Source organism: Pseudomonas sp. B329 (genome assembly GCF_023127835.1).
In the GTDB taxonomy this organism is placed as follows: Bacteria; Pseudomonadota; Gammaproteobacteria; order Pseudomonadales; family Pseudomonadaceae; genus Aquipseudomonas; species Aquipseudomonas synxantha_A.
Genome location: NZ_SPKP01000003.1, coordinates 258,921 through 275,126, shown reverse-complemented (window position 1 = coordinate 275,126; position 16,206 = coordinate 258,921). Strand labels below are relative to the sequence as shown.

Here is a 16,206-nt window from a genome sequence, read left to right as displayed (position 1 = left end):
CAGTGCCAGATGGGCTAACTGACAGACCGCTATCGCAGGCAAGCCAGCTCCCACAGTTTGATCGTATTGTCAGCTCAGGCGCTGGCCAGTTCGGAAGTATTGCGCTTCGGCCGCGCCAGCCAATACCCCAACACCGCCAACGGCGCCGTCGCCAACATCACAATCACCGTGATCATCAGCGGTTGCTCGATCATCGACGACACCAACAAGCTGGCCAGGAAGCACAGGCCCAGTTGCAGGGTATTTTGCAGTGCCGCCGCCTTGCCGGAGTTTTCGGCAAATGGCATCAGCGCATTCGCCACCACGATCGGGTAGCTGGCGCCGTTGCACAGCGCCATCAGGCAGAACGGAATCAGCAAGGTGGTCAGGGTCGGCACGCTCAAGGTGGCCACCAGGTACAACGCCACCATACTCAGGCAATAGGCGCCCAGCAACCACGGCAACAGGGTTTTGCCCGCCAGGTGCTGCAAGGCGCTGCGGCAACTGTAGCCGCCAACGAGAAACGCCAGGGTCGGCAGTACGTAGCTCAGGCCGATGTCATTCGGGCTGTAACCCATGCCGCCGAGGATGAACGGCGAGGCCGTGAGCCATGCGAAGAAGCTGGCCGAACAGGCGGCGAAAATCATCACGTTGCCGGTAAACACCCGCGAGGTGAGCAACTGTCCATACCCCAGACGCGTGGGTCCGCCCTTGTGCTCCACACGCTTGGGCAGGCTACGCAGGAACAAGGTCGGCAACAGCAGCAATAGTGACACCACCAGCAACACGCCGAAGATCGCCTGCCAGCCAAAGTGATTCAACACCATGGCGCCCAACAACGGTGCAAGGGCCGGCGACAGCGACATCAACGGCATGATGCTGGCGAAGACGCGATGGGCCTTGTCGGCCGGGTAGCGATCAATCACCAATGCCTGCCAGCTCACGGCCGCGGCACACACACCAATCGCCTGGATAAAGCGCAGCGCCAGTAGTTGCGGGGCGGTCTCGACCCAGAACATGCCCAGGCAACCGAGCACAAACAGGCTCAGGCCGGCGAGCAGGATAGGCTTGCGCCCCAGGCGGTCCGAGAGCGGCCCCCACACCAACTGCCCCACCGCAAAGCCGGCGAGAAAAATGCTCAAGCTGGCGCCCACCGCGCCGGCGCCAATCTGCAACTGCTCGCCCATGGCGCCAAACGCCGGCAAGTACATGTCCATGGCGAGATAGCCGAGCATACTCAGCCCCGCCAGATACCAGGTAAAACCAAAAGAATTTTTCATCGAAGCCTTGTAAAAACTGCCATCAAACTATTTGCTGACTGGCGCCCATTATGAAGCTGACAAAACCTGTGTGAAGCGATAATAATTGGACACTCTCATCAATAATTTTGAAGGCAGCCCACATGTGGTCGGAATATTCTCTGGATGTGGTCGACGCCGTCGCCCGTCACGGCAGCTTCAGCGCCGCCGCCCAGGAACTGCACCGCGTACCGTCGGCCATCAGTTACACCGTACGCCAACTTGAAGAATGGCTGGCCGTGCCCTTGTTTGTGCGCCGGCATCGCGACGTGGAACTGACCCCAGCCGGCCGCCTGTTTATCGACGAAGCCCGCAGCGTGATGAAGAAAATGCTCGGCACCCGACGCTTGTGCCAGCAGGTGGCCAATGGCTGGAGCGGCCAGTTGAAGGTGGCGGTGGACTCCATCGTCAAACCCCAGCGCTGCCGCCAATTGGTGCTGGACTTCTATCGGCAGTTTCCCGAGGTGGAACTGCTGCTCGAATACGAGGTGTACAACGGCGTATGGGATGCGCTGGCCGATGAGCGCACCGACATCGTGATCGGCGCCACCAGCGCAGTGCCGGTGGCCAGTCACTTCAGCTTCCGTGACATGGGCCTGTTGAACTGGCTGTGTGTGGTCAGTGCCCGGCACCCCTTGGCGGCGGTGGAAGGCTTGCTCAGTGATGACCAATTGCGCCCTTTCGCCTCACTGTGCATGACTGACACCTCGCGCAATCTGCCCAAGCGTGACACCTGGACCCTGGATAACCAGCGCCGCCTGGTGGTGCCCAACTGGGCTTCGGCCCTGGATTGCCTACGCGATGGGCTGTGTGTAGGGATGGCGCCGGCCCATCAGGTATTGCCATGGATCGAGCGCGGCGAGTTGGTGGCGCTGCAATTGAGCCGGCCCTTTCCAGCCAGCCCATCATGCGTGGCGTGGGCGCAAAGCAAGCTTTCGCCGGCCATGGCGTGGTTGCTGGAATACCTGGGAGATACCGAAACCATGAACCAGGAATGGCTGAATGGCCCCTCCCTCTGAACCCCACACAGAACCACTGTGGGAGGGGGCTTGCTCCCGATAGCGGTGTATCAGTCAATATCTCCAGTGGCTGACACACTGCTATCGGGAGTAAGCCCCCCCCTCCCACACTTTGATTGCGTTTTCAATCCAGCAATCGGGTGATGGTCCGTACGATCATCTCGGCTTCCTTGGCATCCAACGTCAGCGGCGGCAACAGGCGAATGATCTTGCCCCGTGTGACGTTGATCAGCAGCCCGTGCTCCTGGGCGGCACGTTGGGCCAGGTCGCGATAAGGGCTGGCCAGCTCAATCCCGATCATCAAGCCTTTGCCACGAATTGCCCGGACGTGCGGGTGCCCATCCAGCTCCATGCGCAAGCGCGCCAGCAAGTGTTCGCCCTGGTGTGCGGCGTTTTGCAACAAGCCTTGCTCATGAATGATATCCAGCACGGTGCAACCGACACGGCACGCCAGCGGGTTGCCACCAAAGGTGCTGCCATGACTGCCTGGGGTGAACAGCTCGGCGACGGCGGCGCGGGCCAGGCAGGCGCCGATGGGCACGCCATTGCCCAGGCCTTTGGCCAGCGTCATCACGTCTGGCACGATGCCTTCGTGCTGGAAGGCAAACCAGGCGCCGGTGCGCCCGATGCCGGTCTGGATTTCGTCGAGCATCATCAGCCAGCCGTGGCGCGTGCAGTGATCGCGCAAGGCTTTGAGATAACCCACTGGCGCCACCACCACACCACTTTCACCCTGGATCGGCTCAAGCAGCACAGCTGCGATGCGCGTGCCGAACTGCGCAGTGATCACCTCCAAAGCCTGCATATCGCCAAAGCCTACCTTGATGAAATCCCCCGGCAGGCGCTGAAAGCCCAGGCGCACCGACGGCCCGTCACTGGCGGCCATGGTGCCCAGCGTGCGGCCGTGAAAGGCGTTCTCCATCACCACCACCAACGGTTGTTCAATGCCTTTTTTCCAGCCATGCAAGCGCGCCAGTTTCAGCGCTGTCTCGTTGGCCTCAGCGCCGGAGTTGTTGAAGAACGCGCGATCGAGCCCGGACAGCTGCGCCAGGCGTCGGGCCAGCCGTTGTTGCCAGTCGATGCTGTAGAGGTTGGACGTGTGCAGCAGCAAACCGGCTTGTTCGCTGATAGCTGCCACCAGCCTGGGGTGGGAATGGCCGATATTGGTCACCGCCACGCCGGCGACAGCGTCCAGGTATTCGCGGCCCTGCTGGTCCCAGAGGCGCGTGCCCAGGCCACGGGTGAAGCTCAGGGCCAAGGGTTGGTAGGTGCTCATCAGGCAGGCGGCGGTCATGGTAGCGGCTCCAGTGCATCGTTGCGGTGATGGAAGTATCGTTAACCACCTGCGCTGGATAAACTGCGAATATCTGCAATGACTTTAAATCAGGGCTTGATAATGGATCTGTTCCAGGCAATGTCGGTGTACGTGAAAGTGGTCGAAACCGGCAGCATGACTGCCGCCGCGCAAGAATGCGGGATGTCGACCACCATGGTGGGCAACCATCTGCGGGCGCTGGAGCAACGGTTGGGCGTGAGCTTGCTCAAACGCACCACGCGTAAACAGAACCTGACCGAATTTGGCGGGCAATATTACCAGCGCTGCCTGGAAGTGCTGGGGCTGGTGGCGGACTCCGAACTGCTGGCCGAGCAAATCCACAGCGAAGCTCCTAAGGGCAGCCTGCGTATCACCGCGCCACCCGTGTTCGGCACAGAACGCCTGGTGCCGGCCTTGAGCGAATTTTCCCAGCGCTACCCGCTTATCGACCTGTACGTGGTGCTGGGCAATGAACGCATGGACCTGGTCGACAGTGGCTTCGACGTAGCGATCCGTCTCGGTGAACTGGGCACCTCCAGCCTGATCGCCCGGCCTATGCAGCCCTATACGCTCACCCTCTGCGCATCGCCTGCCTACCTGGCGCGACGCGGCACGCCGCAGACCCCGCAGGACCTGCAACAACATGACTGCCTGGCATTCGCCTACCCTGCGAACGACAACTGGCGTGACACCGACAAACTGTGGCGCATGAGCGAGGATGGCAGCGAGGTGGAGGTTCCGGTGGCGGGGTCATTGACCATCAACAGCTCGCAAGGCTTGCGCCAGGCGGCCGTCAACGGCATGGGCATCACGATGCTGGCCGACGCCCTGGTGCAACCGGACCTGGAGAGCGGCAAGCTGGTGGCCCTGTTAACCACGTATAAATTGCCCAGCCGCCCGATGCATCTGCTGTATCGCCATGACCGTTACCGCCTGCCCAAGCTGCGGGCATTCGTCGATTTCGTCATGGAAAAGTGGGCACATTAAAGGCCACGCCCAACGCCCGCAGACGCGCGGCGGTACGCTCGGCAGATACATGATGAATGCCCTGCCAACCCAAGGCGATAGCAGCCTCGGTGTTGCCGACGACATCGTCAATAAACACCACTTCACTCGGTTTTACGTCCGGCAGGTGAGCGCGGACCTGATCAAGGCTGGCGTGGTAGATCGCCGGGTCAGGCTTGATCAATTTCAATTCGCCGGACACGACGATGTTTCGAAAGAGTTGCAGGAACGGATAGTGGGCCCGGGCGTAGGGGAAGGTCTCCGCCGACCAGTTAGTAAGCCCGAACAATGGCATATCGGCTTTGTGCAACGCCTTGAGAATCGCCACGCCGTCGGCTAACTCACCGCGCAGCATCTCGTGCCAGCGCTCGTAGTAAGCCTGGATCAAGGGTTCGTGATCGGGATGCAGGTCAATCAGGGTGCGGGTGGCTTCGGCCAGGGTACGACCGGCATCTTGCTCGGTGTTCCAGGCCTGGGTGCAGATGTTGTCGAGGAACCACTGCCGCTCTGCCTCATCGGCGATCAGCTTGCGGTACAGGTGCTGCGGGCTCCAGTCGAACAGGACACCGCCGAAATCAAAAACTACTGCACGAATCGTCATCAGATCCTCCATTGGCGTGGCTTGATAGCAGCTGGAGTCTGGCAGATCTGGAAGAGAGAGGCGCGCGTCGGGGCGTAAGAAGTGTCTGAAAAGACTCGGATCAAATGTGGGAGGGGGCTTGCTCCCGATAGCAGGGTGTCAGCCACTGAAGATAGTGACTGATACACCGCCATCGGGAGCAAGCCCCCTCCCACATTTTGGTCTGGATCAGACCTTAAGCTTGGATCAGGCCGTTGATCTTGACGGTCGGGTTCACATCCGCGTCGTAATCCACGCCGTCAACTTCAAAGCCGAACAAGCGCAGGAACTCGGCCTTGTAGCCGGCAAAGTCGCTGATCTCATTGACGTTGTCGTCGGTAACCTGGTTCCACAACGCAGCCACGGCGTCCTGGACCTTCGGTTCCAGCTCAGCCAGGTCGGCGCGCAGGCGGCCATCGGCGTCGAGCTTAGGTTCTTTACCGTACAGGCTGTCCTTGAACAGGCCGTAGACTTGCTCGATGCAGCCTTCGTGGGTGCCCTGCTCTTTCATCACCTTGAACAGCAACGACAGGTACAGCGGCATGATCGGGATCGCCGAGCTGGCCTGGGTCACCACGGCCTTGAGTACAGACACGCGGGCGTCGCCCTTGAGCGCGGCGAGGTTTTCGCGCAGGGTCAGTACTTTCTTATCCAGGTCTTTCTTGGCTTCGCCGATGGAGCCGTTCCAGTAGATGTCCTGGGTCAGCTTCTCACCGAGGTAGGTGAAGGCGGTGGTCTTGGCGCCTTCGGCCAGTACATCGGCGTCACGCAGGGCGTCGATCCACAGCTGCCAGTCTTCGCCGCCCATGACCTTCACGGTGCCGTCGATTTCTTCCTGGGTTGCAGGCTCAAGAGTGGTGTCTACCACTACGCCCTTGTCGGTGTTGATACCGCGCAGGGTCACGGCCTTGCCGATTGGCTTGAGGGTGGAGTTGTGCACCACGCCTTGCGGGTCGGTACGGCGTGGCGCGGCCAGGCTGTAGACCACCAGGTCGATCTTGCCCAGGTCTTTCTTGATGGTGTCGATGGTCAGGCGCTTGATCTCGTCGGAAAACGCGTCGCCGTTGATGCTCTTGGCGTACAGGCCTTTTTCCACGGCAAACTTCTCGAATGCCGCGCTGTTGTACCAGCCGGCGGAGCTCAGCTTGCCTTCTTCGCCTTCTTTCTCAAAAAACACGCCCAGGGTGTCGGCGCCGCAGCCAAACGCGGCACTGATGCGCGCGGCCAGGCCGTAACCGGTGGAGGCGCCGAGGACCAGCACCTTCTTGGGGCCGCCTTCGATGACGCCATTCTTGGTTACGTAGTCGATCTGCTCTTTGACGTTCGCTTCACAGCCAACAGGGTGGGCGGTCACACAGATAAAGCCACGAACCCGCGGTTTGATGATCATAAAAATTTCTGCCTCTTCCAAGGTGCCGAAGGCCAATGGTGGCCATTCAACTTCAATCGTACCGGTCTATGACGTCCAAAAAACCGAAGCGTCACGATAGTCGCAAATCTTCTGTTCTCAAAATTCAATCCACAAAACGTCGAAGCCTGCACGGCAACGGTTACAAATTGTGCAGCGGCTTCACAATTTCACCCTATTTAAAAACGCCTGCCGGCGCCAGAACCCCCTATGATGACGACATTGTTTCAATATGTTTCGGCCTTGGAGCCTCGTTTCATGAGCAAAAATGCTGTCGGCAAAAAGCTGGTGTCCCTGGCGTGGGCACTCGGCGTTCTGCTGTTGATCTATTGTTTCCCGCGCAGTTGCCTGGTGTTTCTGCTGTTGGTGGTGTGCTGCGGCGTTTATGACTTCCTGCGTAACGGCCTCTACGACCGCGACACCATCAAGAAATACTTCATCGGCAACGGTCGCAATACCTGGGTGCTGGCACCGTTCAACACCCTGCTCGATCTGCTGAGCAGCCGCAACCGCCATGTCTATACGATGCAAGACCTGCCACCGGCCTGGCGCGAAGACCTGCAACAGGTGATCGACGACGCCATGGCCCGCAAGGATGAAATCATCGGTTACCTGGACGAACGCATGGCCGAGAAGAAACGCGGCATGTTGTTTTTCCAGTGGTATGGCCGCCCCATCGAGACCACGCTGGATATCCCGCAACTGCGCAAGAAATTGCCATTCGTGAAGACCATCGGTGTCTCGGTATTCAACGAGAACCGTTCCACGTCCTTTCACTTCGGCCCCCTGCGCATGATGTTCCGCGTGCTCTACAACATGGCCCCGGCGCCCCACCACGAAGGCGTGTATATCCAGGTAGGCAAGCACAAGCACTACTGGCACGACGACCCGCTGTTCATCTTCGATGACACCCTGATGCATGCGTCCTTCAACAAAAACGACGCCAAGCGCTACTGCCTGTTCATCGACATCGTGCGCCCGACCTTGCTGCCGTCAGTGCTCAACGCCGTGATCGCAGGCTTTGCCGGGCTGGTCTTTACCCTGCGTCGGGTTTTCTACAAAAACTGGAAGCTGATTCAGTAAGTTCTGCGGCATGATGGTGCTGGACGGTATTTGCGCTGGGCCTCGCGCCTGAGGTAAATAACCGTCTCGTGCGACCTTAATTGGCGCTCACCATTCTCAAGCCATCGCCCCGAAACGGGCGCGGTGGCTGTGCTTTCAAGGAATCAGAATGCCCCAACGTCAAGTCATCAATGCGTCCGTCAGCCCCAAGGGCAGCCTCGAAACCCTGTCCCAACGTGAAGTGCAGCAACTGAGTGAAGCCGGCACCGGCAGCATCTACACCCTGTTCCGCCAATGCGCCTTGGCCATCCTCAACACCGGCGCGCATATCGACAACGCCAAGACCATCCTCGACGCCTACAAAGACTTTGAAGTGCGTATTCACCAGCAGGACCGCGGCGTACGCCTGGAACTGCTCAACGCCCCGGCCGATGCCTTTGTCGATGGCGAGATGATCGCCAGCACCCGCGAGATGCTGTTCAGCGCCTTGCGTGACATCGTCTACACCGAGAACGAGCTGGACAGCCAGCGCATCGACCTGAGCGACTCCCAAGGCATCACCGACTACGTGTTCCACCTGCTGCGCAACGCCCGCACGCTGCGCCCGGGTGTGGAGCCCAAGATCGTGGTGTGTTGGGGCGGCCATTCGATCAACACCGAAGAATACAAATACACCAAGAAAGTCGGGCACGAACTGGGCCTGCGCAGTTTAGACGTGTGCACCGGCTGCGGCCCCGGCGTGATGAAAGGCCCGATGAAGGGCGCGACCATTTCCCACGCCAAGCAACGCATCACCGGCGGGCGTTACCTGGGCCTGACCGAGCCTGGGATCATCGCCGCCGAAGCACCGAACCCCATCGTCAATGAACTGGTGATTTTGCCGGACATCGAAAAACGCCTGGAAGCCTTCGTGCGCGTCGGCCACGGCATCATCATCTTCCCCGGCGGCGCCGGCACGGCAGAAGAGTTTTTGTACCTGCTGGGCATCCTGATGCACCCCGACAACCGCGACGTGCCGTTCCCGGTGGTGCTGACCGGGCCCAAACACGCCGCGCCTTACCTGGAACAGCTGCACGCGTTCGTCGGCGCCACCCTCGGCGAAGCGGCGCAGCAGCATTACCAGATCATCATCGACGACCCCGCCGAAGTGGCGCGCCAGATGACAGCCGGCCTCAAGGCAGTGAAGCAGTTCCGCCGCGAGCGTAACGACGCGTTCCACTTCAACTGGCTGCTGAAGATCGACGAAGGCTTCCAGCGCCCGTTCGATCCTACCCACGAAAACATGGCCAGCCTGCAACTGAGCCACGCGCTGCCGCCCCATGAACTGGCAGCCAACCTGCGCCGGGCGTTCTCGGGGATCGTGGCGGGTAACGTCAAGGACAAGGGCATCCGCCTGATCGAAGAGAACGGCCCGTATGAGATCCACGGCGACCCGGCGATCATGAAACCGCTGGATGAATTATTGAAGGCGTTCGTGGCCCAGCACCGCATGAAACTGCCGGGCGGCGCGGCGTATGTGCCGTGCTATCGCGTGGTGCAGTGAGGTAGCGGCGGTAGGTCATAGTTTGTATCTGTTTGGGGCGTAGCCAACGGTGTGAGGATCGAGCATTCGGACTAGGGTTTTACTACCGACTGACTCACACCTGCGAGCGACCTATGGACCAACGGATATTGTCCTCTGTCATTCCTTACCCTAAGGTAAGGAATATCACGATGGAGATCTTCACTATGGCTACCGCCACACTCACTTCAAAAGGGCAAATAACCATCCCTGTCCAGGTCAGGACAGCCCTGGGCCTGGAAACAGGCGACCGGGTGGAATTCGTCGAATTGGAAGACGGCAAGTTTTCCATGATCGCCGCCAGCAAAACCGTCAAGGACCTCAAGGGGTTGATCCGCAAACCCGCTCACACCGTGTCTATCGAAGACATGAACCGAGCCATCGCGGCCCAGGGAGCAACCGCTGGATGATTGGCCTGGATACCAACGTGCTGGTGCGTTATGTGACCCAGGACGACCCGGTTCAATCAGCTAAAGCATCCCAACTGATCGAATCGCTCACTGCCGCCTCACCCGGTTTTGTCAGCCTGGTGACGCTTACGGAGCTGGTGTGGGTGTTGCAGTCCTGCTACCAGTCGACCAAAAGCGACGTGGTGACGGTGCTGGAAACCTTGCTGCACACACGGGAACTGACCGTCGAGCACGCCGATATCATCTGGCAGGCCCTGCGCAGGTTCACCGCAAGCAAAGCGGACTTTGCCGACTGCCTGATCGAACGCTGTGGCCACGCGGCCGGTTGCGAGTACACCGCAACGTTTGATCTGAACGCGGCCAAGGCAGCGGGGATGAAACGGATCGGCTAGGCCGGCTTTTTTGTAGGAGCGAGCTTGCTCGCGAAAAACGCCAACGATTACGCGAGCACTCAGGGAGCACGCGGTGCCTGTGGTTTTTTCGCGAGCGAGCTCGCTCCTACAATGGGAGATGGCGTTGGGTCAGCGGACCCAGCCGCCGATCTGCCAGTGGTAGCCATCATTACGCTGCACCCAGTGCGGGTGTACATAACGATAGCCCTGACGCACCGGTTCCCAATGGCCATGCACTGCCACATAACGCCCGCCTTCCCAACGCCAATAACCGCGTGACCAGATATAACCTTCGCGCACCGCAGGCTCCACTTCGATCACCTGCACCGGCGGCGGTTGCGGCGCCACCATATCAACGTACTCGTGTTGTACCGGCCTGCGCTCATGCACAACACGCTCCTGCACACACCCGGAAGCGGCGACCACCATGGCGGCCAATGCTGCATAACGTAGCAACATACAAAACCCTCGGGCGCGAACGCCCAACACCTGCATCAGAAAGAAATCCTTCCTTTGTTGCAGCCGGGCCCTGCTTGGGCCTGGGTTATTTTTAACAGGAGATGTCTGTCGGATTGCTGAACCTGTAGACCTTTAACGTGCCTCCCGGCGACCGCCACGGTGATGAACCTTCATACCGGACCAAAACGTCCCAGCACAGCCTCGACAAAGCACCGCAACTTGGCAGTGCGCTGGCGGTTTGCGGTGTAGACCAAATGCATCGACCGGCTTGGAGCCTCAAACTCCGGTAGCACCCGCACCAACTCGCCACTCGCCAACGCCGTTCGCAGAAAGTCTTGCGGGCCGAGCACAATGCCAAAACCATCCAGTGCCGCCGACATCAAGGCCCGGCTTTCATTGATGAGCAAACGACTGGCCACTCGTACCTTGTAGGAAACCGTGCCCTGGAAGAACACCCACTCTCGATCCGCCGGACGCGATGAAAAGGCGTACCCCAGGCACTCATGATGTTCAAGATCTACCGGCTTCTGCGGCGTGCCTCGCGCCACCAGGTAAGCAGGTGCAGCGCAGGCCACCAACCGATAAGGTGCCAGGGGCCTCGCCGTCAGGCCGCTCGTGCCCAGCGGACCAATGCGAAACGCGGCGTCGTAGCCCTCCTCCACCAAGTCGACGAAACGATCCGTCAGGTGCAAATCGACTTCTACCTGTGGGTTGTCACGTAAAAACCCGGTGATCAACGGCATCAAGCTGTAGGAGCCAAAGGTCACCGGGGCGGTGACCTTCAGCTTGCCGCGCGGCGTGTCGTTCATGACCTGTGCCAGGGAGTCGGCGGCCTCGGCCTCCGTCAGGATATGCTTGCAGCGTTCGTAATACTCCCCTCCCAGTTCAGTCAGGCTTTGTCGACGCGTAGTGCGGTTGAGCAATCGCGCACCCAAACGTTGTTCCAACGCGGTGACATGCTTGGCCACCATCTGCGGCGACATGCCCAAGCGTCCGGCGGCCCTCGCATAGGAGCCCAATTCAGCGGCTATCACGAAGGCGTTCATGCTTGATAGGCGGTCCATCATTCCCAACTCCCAGTAACAACACCCACACAGAAATGATGATTTATCACGTTATGGTTGCCAATCATCATAGCCACTTCCTACTTCCACTGGAGCAAGCACATGAAGATTGGCGTGATTGGAGCAGGTTTTATCGGGCGTGCCGTCGCGCAACTGGCGCTTGCCGCCGGGCATAAGGTGATGTTGAGCAACTCCCGCGGCCCACACACCATGAGCAGCGTGGTGAGCGGCATACTCGGCGTGCAAGTGGGCAGTGCGGATGATGCCGCCAGGTTTGGCGATGTGGTACTCGTGGCGATTCCGCTGGAGCACTACCGCAGCGTCCCTGCCCAATGGCTGGAGGGCAAGACGGTGATGGACGCCAACAATTACTACCCCGATCGCGATGGGCATATCCCGCAACTGGACCGGTTTGAAACCACCACCAGCCGATTGCTGGCCGACCATTTGCCGCAATCACACGTGGTAAAAGTATTTAATGCGATCTTCGCCCCAGACCTGACGCAGGATGCCCGCCCGCGCGGCGCTCCTGACCGCCGCGCATTGCCAGTGGCAGCAGATGACGCTGCGGCAAAGGCGCAAGTGATTACGTTACTCGACGAACTGGGCTTCGATGCCGTGGATGCCGGAGGGCTGGATGAAAGCTGGCGATTCGAGCGGGCTAAACCGGCGTATTGCGTACCCCTGAACCAAGCGGGCTTGAAGGCTGCGCTGGCAGCGGCCGAGCGTACGGTTGAGCTGCCCCCGGTGGAGCGACACCCGCCGCGCGCCTGATCGTTCACGCACAAAAAAGCCCGCTGACCGTCACCGGTTCAGCGGGCTTTTTCGTGGGTGTTGCTTACAGCGCCAGGTCAGACGCCGGCTTGCTCGGCTCAGCCACAGGCTTGGCAGCCTCGGTAGCCTGTGGAGCAGCCAGTTGCGGGATCGCTGGCGGTGGGGTCAGTTGCAGCACACCAGCGGTGTAGGCCCATTCCTTGGCAACAGCCTCAGGGCTGTCGTTCAGCTTGGTGCCGTAGCTTGGCACGATCTGGTGCAGTTTTTCCTGCCAGGCCGGGCTTGCTACCTTGTCCTTGAAGACTTTTTGCAGCACGGTCAGCATGATCGGAGCCGCGGTGGACGCGCCTGGCGATGCACCCAACAGGCCGGCAATGGAGTTGTCGGCAGAGCTGACCACTTCGGTACCGAGTTTCAGCACGCCGCCCTGCTCTTCGTCACGCTTGATGATCTGCACGCGCTGACCGGCTTGCCACAGGCGCCAGTCGGATTGCTTGGCGTTCGGGAAGTACTCTTGCAGCGCCTTGAAGCGGTCGTCATCGGACAGCATCAGTTGGCCGGCGAGGTACTCGACCAGTGGGTATTCACGAATACCCACTTTGGTCATGGGCCAGATGTTGTGGGTGGTGGTGCTGGTCAGCAGGTCCAGGTACGAGCCTTCTTTCAGGAACTTGGTCGAGAAGGTTGCGAATGGGCCAAACAGGATCACGCGCTTGCCATCCAGCACGCGGGTATCCAGGTGCGGAACCGACATCGGTGGCGAACCGACCGAGGCTTTACCGTAGGCCTTGGCCAGGTGCTGCTCGGCGATTGTCGGGTTCTCGGTCACCAGGAACGAACCACCGACCGGGAAGCCAGCGTATTCCTTGGCTTCCGGAATGCCCGACTTCTGCAGCAGGTGCAAGGCACCGCCGCCGGCGCCGATGAACACGAACTTGGCGTCGGTTTCAGTTTTGGTGCCGTCTTTGAGGTTTTTATAGCTCACGCGCCACGAACCGTCGTCGTTGCGGGTGATGTCCTGCACTTCGCTCGACAGCTTCAAGTCAAACTTCGGCGTGGTTTGCAGGTGAGCGACGAACTGGCGGGTGATCTCGCCGAAGTTAACGTCGGTGCCGATCGGGCTCCAGGTGGCCGCGATTTTCTGGTTCGGGTCACGCCCTTCCATCATCAGCGGAACCCACTTGGCGATCTGTGCCGGGTCCTCGGAGTACTGCATGCCGGCGAACAACGGGCTGGCCTTCAGGGCTTCGTAGCGCTTTTTCAGGAACTTGATGTTGTCATCGCCCCACACGAAGCTCATGTGCGGTGTGGAGTTGATGAACGAACGCGGGTTCTTCAACACGCCCTGCTGAACCTGCCAGGACCAGAACTGACGGGAGATCTGGAACGCTTCGTTGATCTCGACCGCTTTCGGGATCTCAACGTTGCCGTTCTTGTCTTCCGGGGTGTAGTTCAGCTCAGCCAGGGCCGAGTGACCGGTACCGGCGTTGTTCCAGCCGTTGGAGCTTTCTTCGGCCACGCCATCGAGGCGCTCGACCATCTCCATCGACCAGTCCGGTTCCAGCTCATTGAGCCAGACACCCAGGGTCGCACTCATGATGCCGCCGCCGATCAGCAGCACATCGACTTTCTTTGCCTCTTCCGCGTGAACGGACGTGATCCCCATCGACAAAGCCAGCCCCAGCAGGGCAGTGTTTACTTTTTTAAACATCAGTAGCACCTATGATAAAACGCCATCCGCCCTACCGCCCCCGATCATGAGTAACCCTCGTTCACGCTACGTCAGGCAACGTACCGCGGGGTCTGCACATTCACATGAAGGCTGCAGGGTGGGCACACAAGGCCGATGGATCGACCTCACTGTTATGTCCCTTCTGCGCTGACTTCTTATCGTTATTGGCTTCAGCTACCTGGGCGACAGCCAACCGCTGGGACGTATACGGGTGTACGCACCAGGGAAAGACTAGACCAAGACGGCGCGCAGAATATCACGCTAAACAGCGTTTATGCGCCGTTTGGCCAATTGACAGGCCTAAATCGCGGGTTTTAATGCGCCGGTGTCAAGCCTGACAGCCGCGACCTGCGGTCACAGGCCTGGAACTCTCACGCAAATGGCGGTTCTAGACACCTTCGCCGTTGCCTGCGTAGCATCGGCAGCTGTCCTTCGTGCACACCTTCCACACAGAGTTACCCATGACTACCCAGCAAACACCCGGGCACGTACTTCCCGCGCGCAGCGCCGCGAAAATGGAAGCGGCCATGGCCGTAGGCGCCTTCGCGATCGGCACCGGCGAATTCGCCATCATGGGCCTGATGCCCGACATCGCCCAGAACCTGGGCCTGAGCGAACCGCAAGTCGGCCACGCCATCAGCGCCTACGCCCTGGGCGTGATGGTCGGCGCCCCACTGCTGGCCATCCTCGGCGCCAAGCTGCTGCGCAAACACATGCTGCTGTTACTGATGGGCCTGTACGCCCTGGGCAACTTCGCCACCGCCTTCACCCCCACCTTCGGCTCGCTGGTGGCCTTCCGCTTTATCAGCGGCCTGCCCCACGGCGCCTACTTCGGCATCGCCGCCGTGGTCGCCTCCAGCATGGTGCCCACCGACAAACGCGCCGGCGCCGTAGCCCGCGTGATGATGGGCCTGACCCTGGCCATGCTGCTCGGCAACCCCATCGCCACCTTCCTCGGCCAACACCTGGGCTGGCGCTCGGCGTTCGCACTGGTCAGCGTGATCGCCCTGCTCACCATCGCCCTGGTCTGGCAATTCGTGCCCCACCGCCACGACGAACAACGCAGCGACCCACGCAAAGAACTGCGCGCCTTCACCAAACCCCAGGTGTGGATGGCCCTGTCCATCGGCGCGATTGGCTTTGCCGGGATGTTCTGCGTATTCAGCTACCTGGCGCCAACCATGCTGGAAGTGACCAAAGTCTCGCCGCAGTGGATTCCGTTTGGCCTCGCCGCATTTGGCATCGGCGGCATCATCGGCAACATTGCCGGTGGCAAACTGTTTGATCGCATGCAGTTTCGAGCCGTAGGCTTGATATTGGTGTGGTCGATGGCCGTGCTGCTGTTCTTCCCCTTCGCCGCCTCGTCGCTATGGGGCGTGCTGCTGAGCATGGGGTTGGTTGGCACTATGGTTGCGCTGGCAGCACCGTTGCAGATTCGCCTGATGGACATTGCCCACGAAGCGCCAAGCCTGGCGGCAGCGTCCAACCATGCCGCGTTCAACCTGGCTAATGCGCTCGGCCCGTGGTTTGGCGGCATGGCCATTACTGCCGGTCTAGGCTGGACCAGCACCGGCTACATCGGCGCCGCAACAGCCCTGGTCGGCCTGGGCCTCTACCTGATCGCTCGGCGTATGAAAGGCGGCCACTAACGCCACAAGTTTTGCGCCGATCATAGATCCAATGTGGGAGGGGGCTTGCCCCCGATAGCAATGGGCCAGTCAACACACCACTGACTGACCCCCTCCTTCAATCATCATGCAACAGCCCCGAACCATACTCCCCATAACTACTCCCCAGCCCACTGCCGCCAAAATTCATCTTGGCGGCTTTGCCGGGGCTGTGGTCCCCAAACGCCTGGCATCCACCAGAAAAGCACGGGTCACTATTCACAGCTGGTGAAGATGAACAAGCACTCAACATCAACGTGCCGGTGATCATCACGACTTTGACGAGATTCGAGATCATGATTTTTCAACTCCCTGTGGGCTGGAGGCGCTGGGGTCCTCTCTTGCAGGCAATCGTAGGCCTCAAAGGCGCAGGGAATTATGAAACTTTGCTGGGGGACAGCATGAGTTCAGGTTGCCGCCTTGAGGTAAGGCGGCAGGGTTG

Annotated in this window: 16 protein-coding genes; 8 read left to right on the top strand and 8 right to left on the bottom strand. The window is 60.1% G+C overall.

The window, feature by feature from the left end; translation table 11 throughout:
- Positions 1-74 precede the first annotated feature (74 nt).
- Entirely contained in the window at positions 75-1,259 is a 1,185-nt protein-coding gene (gene punC, locus E4P00_RS01890) for a purine nucleoside transporter PunC (RefSeq protein WP_248130564.1), read from the bottom strand.
- Positions 1,260-1,381: 122 nt separating this feature from the next.
- Between punC and punR the strand changes: the two genes are divergently transcribed.
- The gene (gene punR, locus E4P00_RS01885) at positions 1,382-2,296 is read left to right on the top strand and encodes a DNA-binding transcriptional activator PunR (protein ID WP_032877190.1); all 915 of its coding nucleotides are present in this window, start codon (positions 1,382-1,384) and stop codon (positions 2,294-2,296) included.
- A gap of 124 nt (positions 2,297-2,420) precedes the next feature.
- On the opposite strand, the gene E4P00_RS01880 is transcribed toward punR, so the two are convergent.
- Positions 2,421-3,590 carry an aspartate aminotransferase family protein gene (locus E4P00_RS01880; RefSeq protein WP_078820653.1) on the bottom strand — a complete coding sequence of 390 codons (1,170 nt, stop codon included), beginning with the start codon at positions 3,588-3,590 and terminating at the stop codon, positions 2,421-2,423.
- A gap of 102 nt (positions 3,591-3,692) precedes the next feature.
- Here E4P00_RS01880 and E4P00_RS01875 point away from each other — a divergent pair, with 102 nt between their 5' ends.
- Entirely contained in the window at positions 3,693-4,598 is a 906-nt protein-coding gene (locus E4P00_RS01875; protein ID WP_032877192.1) for a LysR family transcriptional regulator, read from the top strand.
- Here E4P00_RS01875 and E4P00_RS01870 read toward each other — a convergent pair.
- Positions 4,576-5,217: an HAD family phosphatase gene (locus E4P00_RS01870; RefSeq protein WP_078820651.1), complete on the bottom strand. Its 642-nt coding sequence runs from the start codon at positions 5,215-5,217 to the stop codon at positions 4,576-4,578. The two genes, E4P00_RS01875 and E4P00_RS01870, sit on opposite strands and share 23 nt — an antisense overlap.
- 214 nt (positions 5,218-5,431) lie before the next feature.
- A complete protein-coding gene (fabV, locus tag E4P00_RS01865; protein WP_032881058.1) occupies positions 5,432-6,625 on the bottom strand; it encodes an enoyl-ACP reductase FabV in 1,194 nt (397 codons plus the stop codon).
- 276 nt (positions 6,626-6,901) lie between these two features.
- Here fabV and E4P00_RS01860 point away from each other — a divergent pair, with 276 nt between their 5' ends.
- From E4P00_RS01860 to E4P00_RS01845, 4 genes are all read left to right on the top strand, one after another.
- Positions 6,902-7,726, top strand: a complete 825-nt coding sequence (locus E4P00_RS01860; RefSeq protein ID WP_078820650.1) for an aspartyl/asparaginyl beta-hydroxylase domain-containing protein — start codon at positions 6,902-6,904, stop codon at positions 7,724-7,726.
- A gap of 148 nt (positions 7,727-7,874) precedes the next feature.
- Positions 7,875-9,248, top strand: coding sequence for a nucleotide 5'-monophosphate nucleosidase PpnN (gene ppnN / locus E4P00_RS01855; protein ID WP_078820649.1), 1,374 nt, complete (start codon positions 7,875-7,877; stop codon positions 9,246-9,248).
- A 170-nt stretch (positions 9,249-9,418) separates the two neighbouring features.
- On the top strand, positions 9,419-9,676 hold the full coding sequence (locus tag E4P00_RS01850; protein ID WP_078820648.1) for an AbrB/MazE/SpoVT family DNA-binding domain-containing protein: 258 nt from the start codon (positions 9,419-9,421) through the stop codon (positions 9,674-9,676).
- Positions 9,673-10,068: a type II toxin-antitoxin system VapC family toxin gene (locus E4P00_RS01845; protein WP_248130563.1), complete on the top strand. Its 396-nt coding sequence runs from the start codon at positions 9,673-9,675 to the stop codon at positions 10,066-10,068. Before E4P00_RS01850 ends, E4P00_RS01845 begins: the two co-directional genes overlap by 4 nt.
- Positions 10,069-10,197: 129 nt before the next feature.
- On the opposite strand, the gene E4P00_RS01840 is transcribed toward E4P00_RS01845, so the two are convergent.
- Together E4P00_RS01840 and E4P00_RS01835 are read right to left on the bottom strand one after the other, a co-directional pair.
- Positions 10,198-10,527: a hypothetical protein gene (locus E4P00_RS01840; protein ID WP_248130562.1), complete on the bottom strand. Its 330-nt coding sequence runs from the start codon at positions 10,525-10,527 to the stop codon at positions 10,198-10,200.
- A 170-nt stretch (positions 10,528-10,697) separates the two neighbouring features.
- Positions 10,698-11,594 carry a LysR family transcriptional regulator gene (locus E4P00_RS01835; RefSeq protein ID WP_248130561.1) on the bottom strand — a complete coding sequence of 299 codons (897 nt, stop codon included), beginning with the start codon at positions 11,592-11,594 and terminating at the stop codon, positions 10,698-10,700.
- A gap of 99 nt (positions 11,595-11,693) precedes the next feature.
- On the opposite strand from E4P00_RS01835, the gene E4P00_RS01830 reads away from it, so the two are divergent.
- Positions 11,694-12,365 carry an NAD(P)-binding domain-containing protein gene (locus E4P00_RS01830; RefSeq protein WP_248130560.1) on the top strand — a complete coding sequence of 224 codons (672 nt, stop codon included), beginning with the start codon at positions 11,694-11,696 and terminating at the stop codon, positions 12,363-12,365.
- Positions 12,366-12,429: 64 nt separating this feature from the next.
- Here the strand turns inward: E4P00_RS01830 and mqo are convergent, their stop codons facing one another.
- A complete protein-coding gene (mqo, locus tag E4P00_RS01825; RefSeq protein WP_248130559.1) occupies positions 12,430-14,076 on the bottom strand; it encodes a malate dehydrogenase (quinone) in 1,647 nt (548 codons plus the stop codon).
- 482 nt (positions 14,077-14,558) lie between these two features.
- On the opposite strand from mqo, the gene E4P00_RS01820 reads away from it, so the two are divergent.
- Positions 14,559-15,746, top strand: a complete 1,188-nt coding sequence (locus E4P00_RS01820) for an MFS transporter (RefSeq protein WP_248130558.1) — start codon at positions 14,559-14,561, stop codon at positions 15,744-15,746.
- 97 nt (positions 15,747-15,843) lie between these two features.
- Here the strand turns inward: E4P00_RS01820 and E4P00_RS01815 are convergent, their stop codons facing one another.
- Positions 15,844-16,062, bottom strand: coding sequence for a hypothetical protein (locus E4P00_RS01815; RefSeq protein ID WP_080889019.1), 219 nt, complete (start codon positions 16,060-16,062; stop codon positions 15,844-15,846).
- Between the last annotated feature and the right edge of the window lie 144 nt (positions 16,063-16,206).

Bases quoted from the DNA above. Each gene is read 5' to 3' on its own strand.
- ppnN (WP_078820649.1), top strand. From the start codon at position 7,875: ATGCCCCAACGTCAAGTCATCAATGCGTCCGTCAGCCCCAAGGGCAGC.
- E4P00_RS01830 (WP_248130560.1), top strand. From the start codon at position 11,694: ATGAAGATTGGCGTGATTGGAGCAGGTTTTATCGGGCGTGCCGTCGCG.
- E4P00_RS01820 (WP_248130558.1), top strand. From the start codon at position 14,559: ATGACTACCCAGCAAACACCCGGGCACGTACTTCCCGCGCGCAGCGCC.
- E4P00_RS01840 (WP_248130562.1), bottom strand. From the start codon at position 10,527: ATGTTGCTACGTTATGCAGCATTGGCCGCCATGGTGGTCGCCGCTTCC.
- punC (WP_248130564.1), bottom strand. From the start codon at position 1,259: ATGAAAAATTCTTTTGGTTTTACCTGGTATCTGGCGGGGCTGAGTATG.
- E4P00_RS01870 (WP_078820651.1), bottom strand. From the start codon at position 5,217: ATGACGATTCGTGCAGTAGTTTTTGATTTCGGCGGTGTCCTGTTCGAC.
- E4P00_RS01835 (WP_248130561.1), bottom strand. From the start codon at position 11,594: ATGATGGACCGCCTATCAAGCATGAACGCCTTCGTGATAGCCGCTGAA.
- E4P00_RS01815 (WP_080889019.1), bottom strand. From the start codon at position 16,062: ATGATCTCGAATCTCGTCAAAGTCGTGATGATCACCGGCACGTTGATG.
- mqo (WP_248130559.1), bottom strand. From the start codon at position 14,076: ATGTTTAAAAAAGTAAACACTGCCCTGCTGGGGCTGGCTTTGTCGATG.
- E4P00_RS01860 (WP_078820650.1), top strand. From the start codon at position 6,902: ATGAGCAAAAATGCTGTCGGCAAAAAGCTGGTGTCCCTGGCGTGGGCA.
- E4P00_RS01845 (WP_248130563.1), top strand. From the start codon at position 9,673: ATGATTGGCCTGGATACCAACGTGCTGGTGCGTTATGTGACCCAGGAC.
- E4P00_RS01875 (WP_032877192.1), top strand. From the start codon at position 3,693: ATGGATCTGTTCCAGGCAATGTCGGTGTACGTGAAAGTGGTCGAAACC.
- E4P00_RS01850 (WP_078820648.1), top strand. From the start codon at position 9,419: ATGGAGATCTTCACTATGGCTACCGCCACACTCACTTCAAAAGGGCAA.
- punR (WP_032877190.1), top strand. From the start codon at position 1,382: ATGTGGTCGGAATATTCTCTGGATGTGGTCGACGCCGTCGCCCGTCAC.
- E4P00_RS01880 (WP_078820653.1), bottom strand. From the start codon at position 3,590: ATGACCGCCGCCTGCCTGATGAGCACCTACCAACCCTTGGCCCTGAGC.
- fabV (WP_032881058.1), bottom strand. From the start codon at position 6,625: ATGATCATCAAACCGCGGGTTCGTGGCTTTATCTGTGTGACCGCCCAC.